Raw genomic sequence first — 6,433 nt, 5'->3', positions numbered from 1 at the left:
GCGGCTGGGACGGCTATCCATCGTCCAAACCTCCCGGCCCCATCACCTTCAAGCACGGCCTCGAACGCTTCTCCGCCATCGCCGCAGGATGGAGCCTCAGAGATGTGTGCATGCCTTAGTGCGTGCGCAGGGACGACGCGCGGAGGTGGGGCTGCAGGGCAGCCGCGCCGCAATGCGAAGCTGTTACGGACGTGTGTCCACAAACGCCAAAGCCCCGCACCAGCGGGGCTTGATCATGAAGACGCGCCGGCTCAGGCGATGATGTCGACGCGGGTGCCTTGGCCCGGCGGCAACGGCGGCGGGGGAGGCGGCGCGGAACGGGAATCGGCGTTGTCGCTGTCGTCGGTGTTCGGCGCCTTCGCCTCGACCGGCTTGGCAACCGGCTTGGCTTCGACCGGCGGCGGCGGTGGGGGCGGCGGCGACGCAGTAACGCTGGAAATACTCATCGGAGGTCCTTTCGACTGTCTCGCTTGCGGACAGTGCGCCGCCGGCGCCAACGAGTGGTGAATCCTTTTTTACAATTGGACACAATTGGACGCGTTGCGGCACAGTGATGAATAACAGGTGAGCGGCGTCGTTCAAATGCCATCTTCGCGCTATTTCGGTTCTGATGGATCAGAACCGAAGCTCTCAATTCTGATTTTGACGCGTTTTCTTCACGCGAACCGGGATCCACTTCGCTCGAAAACGCTATCGCCGGCCTACTCGTCGCGGCGCCGCGCGATGGTGATGCTCGCCGCGGTGTTGCTGCGGCTGCAATGCATGTCGAGCCGGCGGTAGCGGGTTTTGACGTCGTCGCCGTGCAACAGCCCGAGCCGGCCGAGGCAGCGGCTGGCGCCGCGCAGCGTATCGGCCTTCGGCACCGTGAAGATGATCGCGCTGGCGGCAGCGACGAATTGCAGGAAGGCGGCGGACGGCTTGCGGGCCTTGGCGGCGGCCGACAATTCGTTGCTGACGTTGCGGCTGGCGCAGCCGAGCCGGACCTGCGTGGCGGCGGGATGGCTGAGATAGATCGCATTGGCGATGGTCCGGCCGATCGTGACGCCGTCGATCTGCTGCTTCAATTGTAGGGCGATGTCGTCGCAGCGGTCGGCGCGCGCCGCGGCGGGCGCTAGCAAGAGCGCCGCCAATAGCGCCGTGGCCGGCGCCAGCAGCGCGGTGACCGGCCTGCGGCCGGCCCGGCGTCTCAACGGCATCGCGCGGTCTCCTCAGTCCCGGGGAGAGTGAAGCGCGGCGGCGCGCGGGATGCAAGCGGGGCAGATGCATTGCGCTGGGTTCGCCACGCGCAGCCCAGGGATTGCCTCGCTTTTCGGCCGCGCTCCGCGCCGGCCTTGGCTCGCAATGACAAAATCCCGATTTACTTGTTGCTTTTTCGGTCAGATTCTCAGGAGCTTGCAGAACCATACAAAAATATGGTAGATTGACCATATCACCGAGTACCGGACCGATGTCCGATTTCGAATGGGACGCCGCCAAAGACCGCCTCAATCGCGCCAAACACGGCGTTGCCTTCGAGGTCGCGCAACGTGCCTTCCTCGATCCGTGGCGCGTGATCGCCGAGGATGTTGAGCACAGCCGCGGGGAGCCGCGCTATTTCTGTTTCGGCGCAGTCGAGGGCGGTATCCTGACGGTGCGGTTCACTTGGCGTAACGGCAAGATCAGGATTTTCGGCGCCGGCTATTGGCGGAAAGGACGAGCGATCTATGAAGAAGCCAATGGTCAAGTATAGCAAAGGCGAGATCGGTCGCGTCAGGATCGTCGAGGACTTTCTGCCGTCGCCAGACAAGCTCGTGCTGCGCGAGGAAAACGTCAAGGTGACGCTCAGCCTGTCGCAGCGCTCGGTGGCCTACTTCAAGCGCGCGGCACAGAAGCGCCGGGTGCCCTACCAGCGCATGATCCGCGCGCTGGTCGATGCCTATGCCGAGAAACAGGAGGGGAAGGGGTAGCGATTTGCAAGGCGGGCAAAGCGGAGCGTGCCCACTGCCTCAAGGCTCGGTCCGACCTTTGAGAATCGCGTGCGAACGGCGCTAACGCGCCTTTGCCACCCTGCGACTACACCACCCCCCAGACGGGTCTGCGCGCCGCTCCGCGCCCCCCTCAAGCCGCCGCGGCGATCCTGCGCGGGCGATGCGCCGCGCGGTTGTGCTTGGCTTTGACGTCGGCGATCTTCTGCAGCATGTCGTCGAGCGCGTCGATCGCCTTGCACTCGTCGGGCGACAACCGGACGTCGGCGGGCAGGTGCGCCAGCAGCACGATCAGCGCGTCGCCGATCCGGCCGAGCTGCTTGCCGTAGCTGCCGACGTCGTTCAGCACCTCCTGCTCGACCTGCGGCGCGCTGGATTGCCCCAGCGTGATGTTGACCAGCCCGAACTGGCTGCCGATCGGGCTCAGAAAGGCGGTCCACGGGCTGATGTTCTGGACGACGTCGCCGGACAGCGGAAGTTTGAAGCTGGGCATGGCTGGCTCCTCGTGCGGTGAAAGGCAGGGCAGATCCGGCCGCGCGGTCCTGACGCGGGCGCAGCGGTTGATGAGAGGTCTGTCGACAGGCCCTGGAGGTTCATGGCGGAGCGAGCCCAGGCGCCCCGCGGTCGATTTTGAACGCTTCAAAATCGGCGCAAATGCGCCTAGACAGGAGCGCGCAAATTCCCCTTGAGGCCCCGCTCATGAACGCACCCACGCCGATCCCGTCCGCCGCCACCCCGGTTCCGTCCTACAAGCACACCCCGTTGTTTCCGCTGGGGAAGGACGAGACGCCATACCGCAAGATCACCTCCGAGGGGGTGCGGGTCGAGATCGTGCTGGGGCGCCCCATGCTGGTGGTGGAGCGCGAGGCGCTGCGGGCCTTGAGCGAGGCCGCGTTCGGCGACATCAACCATTATCTGCGGCCGCAGCATCTGCAGCAGTTGCGCAACATCCTCGACGACACCGAGGCCAGCCCGAACGACAAATTCGTCGCGCTGGATTTTCTGAAGAACGCCAACATCGCCGCCGGCGGCGTGCTGCCGATGTGCCAGGACACCGGCACCGCGATCATCATGGGCAAGAAGGGCTTTAACGTCATCACCGACGGCAGCGACGAGGCCGCGCTCAGCGAGGGCGCCCGCGACGCTTATCTGCGCCGCAACCTGCGCTATTCGCAGGTGGCGCCGCTGTCGATGTACGAGGAGAAGAACACCGCCAACAACATGCCGGCGCAGTGCGAGATCTACGCCGAGGGCGACGACGCCTACAAATTCATGTTCATGGCCAAGGGCGGCGGCTCGGCCAACAAGAGCTTTCTGTTCCAGGCGACGCCGTCGGTGCTCACGAAAGACCGGCTGCTGGCGTTCCTGAAAGAAAAGGTGCTGACGCTCGGCACCGCGGCGTGCCCGCCCTATCATCTGGCGATCGTGATCGGCGGCACCTCGGCCGAACTGTGCATGAAGACGGTGAAGCTGGCGTCGGCGAAATATCTCGACGCGCTGCCGACCCACGGCTCCGAGAACGGCAATGGTTTCCGCGATCTGGAGATGGAGCAGGAAATCCTCAAGATGACGCAGTCGCTTGGGGTCGGCGCGCAGTTCGGCGGCAAATATTTCTGCCACGACGTCCGCGTGATCCGGCTGCCGCGCCATGGCGCCAGCTTGCCGATCGGGCTCGGGGTGTCGTGCTCGGCCGATCGCCAGGTGCTCGGCAAGATCACCCGCGACGGCGTGTATCTGGAGGAACTCGAGCATAACCCGGCGCGCTTCCTGCCGGAGGTTGAGCAGGCGCTCGGCGGCGAGGTGGTGAAGATCGACCTCGACCAGCCGATGCAAGAGATTCTGGCGACGCTGAGCAAATATCCGACCAAGACTAGGCTGTCATTGAGCGGCACCATGATCGTGGCGCGGGATTCCGCGCATGCCAAGCTGCGCGAGCGTCTGGAGAAGGGCGAGCCGCTGCCGGACTACTTCAAGAACCATCCGGTATATTACGCCGGCCCCGCCAAGACGCCGGACGGCTATGCCTCGGGCGCATTCGGCCCGACCACCGCGGGTCGGATGGATTCCTTTGTTGATCAGTTCCAGGCCGCCGGCGGCTCGATGGTGATGGTCGCCAAGGGCAACCGCGCGGTCGCGGTGCGCGAGGCCTGCAAGAAACACGGCGGCTTCTATCTCGGCTCGATCGGCGGTGCGGCGGCCAACTTGGCCGAGCACTGCATCAAGAAGGTCGAGCTGGTGGAATATCCGGAGCTCGGCATGGAGGCGATCTGGAAGATCGAGGTGCAGGATTTTCCGGCCTTCATCATCATCGACGACAAGGGCAACGACTTCTTCAAGGAATTGAATCTGGGGTGAGGGCGGCGCGTCACCGCGCGATCGCCGTCATCCTGAGGAGCTTGGCCGAAAAAGCAGCGAGCAAAACCAGGGGTTTTTGTCATTGCGAGCCGAGGCCGGCGCGCAGCGTCGGCTTCGACGCGAAGCAATCCAGGGGCTGCGCGTGTGGTCCTGGATTGCTTCGTCGCAAGAGCTCCTCGCAATGACGGGTTGAATGCCTGATTTCATTGCTCGCTTTTTGAGTAAGCCTCTGAGGCACCACCGCGCAAGCGCCGTCATCCTGAGGCGCCCGAGCGCAGCGAGGGCCTCGAAGGATGCGGCCCTGAGCGACGCGCTAGCTCCGAGCCCACAGCCCATCCTTCGAGGCCGCCGAAGCCCGCTCCGCGGGCCTTCGGCGGCGCCTCAGGATGACGGCGGTGGCGTGGAGAGACGATGAAGCCGGCTTCCAAGAGCAGCGAGGTGTAGGGCGTTTCCCTCGATGCGTCGTGGCCGTCTCCACGCCGACCAGCGAAGCCCTGCATGGGGCCGTGGATGGCCGGGACGAGCCCGGCCATGACGGAGAATGTCGCGCGGTCTTACGCCCTTGTCCCCTTGAACGGGAACGAGCCCATCGGGCCGATCCCCATCTCGCCTTCGATGGCGTCGCCGGACACCTTGCCGGTGAAGGCCAGTGTCAGCGGCATCGGGTTGGTGATCGACAGTTTCCAGGCGACCTCGTCACCGTTCACGGTGCCGTCGAAAATCTCGCCGGAATCGCCGTCGGCGGATTGCGTGCCGGTCAACGTGGTGCCGGAGCTTTGCAGCGCCAGCGTCGCCTGGCGGTCGCCCATCGGCGTGGTCATCACGATAGTCCAGGTGCCGTCCACGGCCATCATTCTCTCCCTGTTGTCCCCTCGCGCCGCCGGTACGGTGCGGACGCGGTCCCCGTCTTAATACGCCGCGACCGGCGCCAACAAGCGCGATTTTGCCGCGCGCCCATGGGGACCGCCGGCTTGCGCGCCGCCCGGCGCGCTCCGTAGTGCCGCGGAGTTTGTCTGCCGCCTTCGTTCTGTTACAATCCGCCGTTTCCGGAGGCTACGCGCAAGGATCGCCCCTTTTCCTCACAGGAGGCCGGTCATGCGTGTCGTGTCGCTTCGCCATGGTCTGGCGCTTGTTTCCGGGTTGCTGATTGCGGCTGCGGCCGCCCACGCGCAGTCGATCATCATCGCCGAGACGGCCATCGTCACGCTGACCTCATCGGACAACCCCTCGATCGCCGGGGAGGCCCTGACGCTGACCGCGGCGGTGACCACGCCGCAGGGTGGCGGCGTGCCCGGCGGCCGCATCCAGTTCATCGACGAGACCACGCTGGTGGTGCTGGGCTGGGCCGATGTGGCGTCGCCGCGCATCATGGTGCGCGATCTGCCGCCGGGGCGGCACGCGATCCGCGCCGACTACAGCGGCACCCAGGACTATCTGCCGTTGATCGTGCAGCCGGCGCAGTCCGCGCCGCTGCCGCTCCGCGTCGTCGCCCGGCCGCAGGTCGTGCTGGCGTCGTCGCAAAACCCGATCGCGCCGGGCGAAGTGGTGACGCTCTGCGTCACCGTCACCGGCAAAACGGCGGCCAGCGGGTTTGTGACGTTGCGCGACGGCGACCAGGTGATCGCCGCGCATCTGGCGCTCGACGGCTCCGGCAGCGCCAACTTCACCACCTCGGCGCTGGCGCCGGGTTTTCGCGCGATCACCGCCAGCTATGAGGGCGACGCCGAGCACGCGCCGGCGATCTCGGTGCCGCTCGAGCAGAGCGTCGGCGTGGCGCTCGTTCGCGACGCCCAGGCCCTGCCGCGCGGGATGTAGTTCGACGTCATCCCGGGCGCGCAGCGCGCACCTGCCGTGTCAGGTGGTCTCGACATTTCAACGGGTCGTCCCTGCGCACGCAGGGACTCATACGGCGCGGAGTCGCGTTGTTGCGCTGTGGCGGCGCCATGTCTTCATCTCGCACGCGAGGGTGATGGGTCCCTGCGTGCGCACTAAGGCATGCACACATCTCTGAGGCTCCATCCTGCGGCGATGGCGGAGAAGCGTTCGAGGCCGTGCTTGAAGGTGATGGGGCCGGGAGGTTTGGACGATGGATAGTCGTCCCAGCCGCCGAGCCG

Annotated in this window: 8 protein-coding genes; 4 read left to right on the top strand and 4 right to left on the bottom strand. The window is 65.8% G+C overall.

Features of this window, described 5'->3' with window-relative positions; all coding sequences use genetic code 11:
• Positions 1 to 251: 251 nt before the first annotated feature.
• Both VGC77_RS06555 and VGC77_RS06550 read right to left on the bottom strand, forming a co-directional pair.
• Positions 252 to 446 (bottom strand): hypothetical protein, encoded by a 195-nt coding sequence (locus tag VGC77_RS06555; RefSeq protein WP_331170768.1) that lies wholly within the window; start codon positions 444 to 446, stop codon positions 252 to 254.
• A 255-nt stretch (positions 447 to 701) separates the two neighbouring features.
• Positions 702 to 1,196 carry a hypothetical protein gene (locus VGC77_RS06550; protein WP_331170767.1) on the bottom strand — a complete coding sequence of 165 codons (495 nt, stop codon included), beginning with the start codon at positions 1,194 to 1,196 and terminating at the stop codon, positions 702 to 704.
• A 251-nt stretch (positions 1,197 to 1,447) separates the two neighbouring features.
• On the opposite strand from VGC77_RS06550, the gene VGC77_RS06545 reads away from it, so the two are divergent.
• Both VGC77_RS06545 and VGC77_RS06540 read left to right on the top strand, forming a co-directional pair.
• The gene (locus tag VGC77_RS06545; protein WP_331170766.1) at positions 1,448 to 1,729 is read left to right on the top strand and encodes a BrnT family toxin; all 282 of its coding nucleotides are present in this window, start codon (positions 1,448 to 1,450) and stop codon (positions 1,727 to 1,729) included.
• Positions 1,716 to 1,946, top strand: coding sequence for a hypothetical protein (locus VGC77_RS06540; RefSeq protein ID WP_331170765.1), 231 nt, complete (start codon positions 1,716 to 1,718; stop codon positions 1,944 to 1,946). Before VGC77_RS06545 ends, VGC77_RS06540 begins: the two co-directional genes overlap by 14 nt.
• A gap of 151 nt (positions 1,947 to 2,097) precedes the next feature.
• Here the strand turns inward: VGC77_RS06540 and VGC77_RS06535 are convergent, their stop codons facing one another.
• The gene (locus VGC77_RS06535) at positions 2,098 to 2,457 is read right to left on the bottom strand and encodes a hypothetical protein (RefSeq protein WP_331170764.1); all 360 of its coding nucleotides are present in this window, start codon (positions 2,455 to 2,457) and stop codon (positions 2,098 to 2,100) included.
• A gap of 206 nt (positions 2,458 to 2,663) precedes the next feature.
• Between VGC77_RS06535 and VGC77_RS06530 the strand changes: the two genes are divergently transcribed.
• The gene (locus tag VGC77_RS06530; protein WP_331170763.1) at positions 2,664 to 4,319 is read left to right on the top strand and encodes a fumarate hydratase; all 1,656 of its coding nucleotides are present in this window, start codon (positions 2,664 to 2,666) and stop codon (positions 4,317 to 4,319) included.
• 554 nt (positions 4,320 to 4,873) lie between these two features.
• Here VGC77_RS06530 and VGC77_RS06525 read toward each other — a convergent pair.
• A complete protein-coding gene (locus tag VGC77_RS06525) occupies positions 4,874 to 5,170 on the bottom strand; it encodes a hypothetical protein (protein ID WP_331170762.1) in 297 nt (98 codons plus the stop codon).
• A 244-nt stretch (positions 5,171 to 5,414) separates the two neighbouring features.
• On the opposite strand from VGC77_RS06525, the gene VGC77_RS06520 reads away from it, so the two are divergent.
• A complete protein-coding gene (locus tag VGC77_RS06520) occupies positions 5,415 to 6,134 on the top strand; it encodes an Ig-like domain-containing protein (protein WP_331170761.1) in 720 nt (239 codons plus the stop codon).
• The last annotated feature ends 299 nt before the right edge of the window (positions 6,135 to 6,433 follow it).

The organism is Rhodopseudomonas sp. (assembly GCF_036404135.1).
Classification (GTDB): Bacteria; Pseudomonadota; Alphaproteobacteria; order Rhizobiales; family Xanthobacteraceae; genus Rhodopseudomonas_A.
This window is presented reverse-complemented; position numbering and strand designations above follow the sequence as displayed.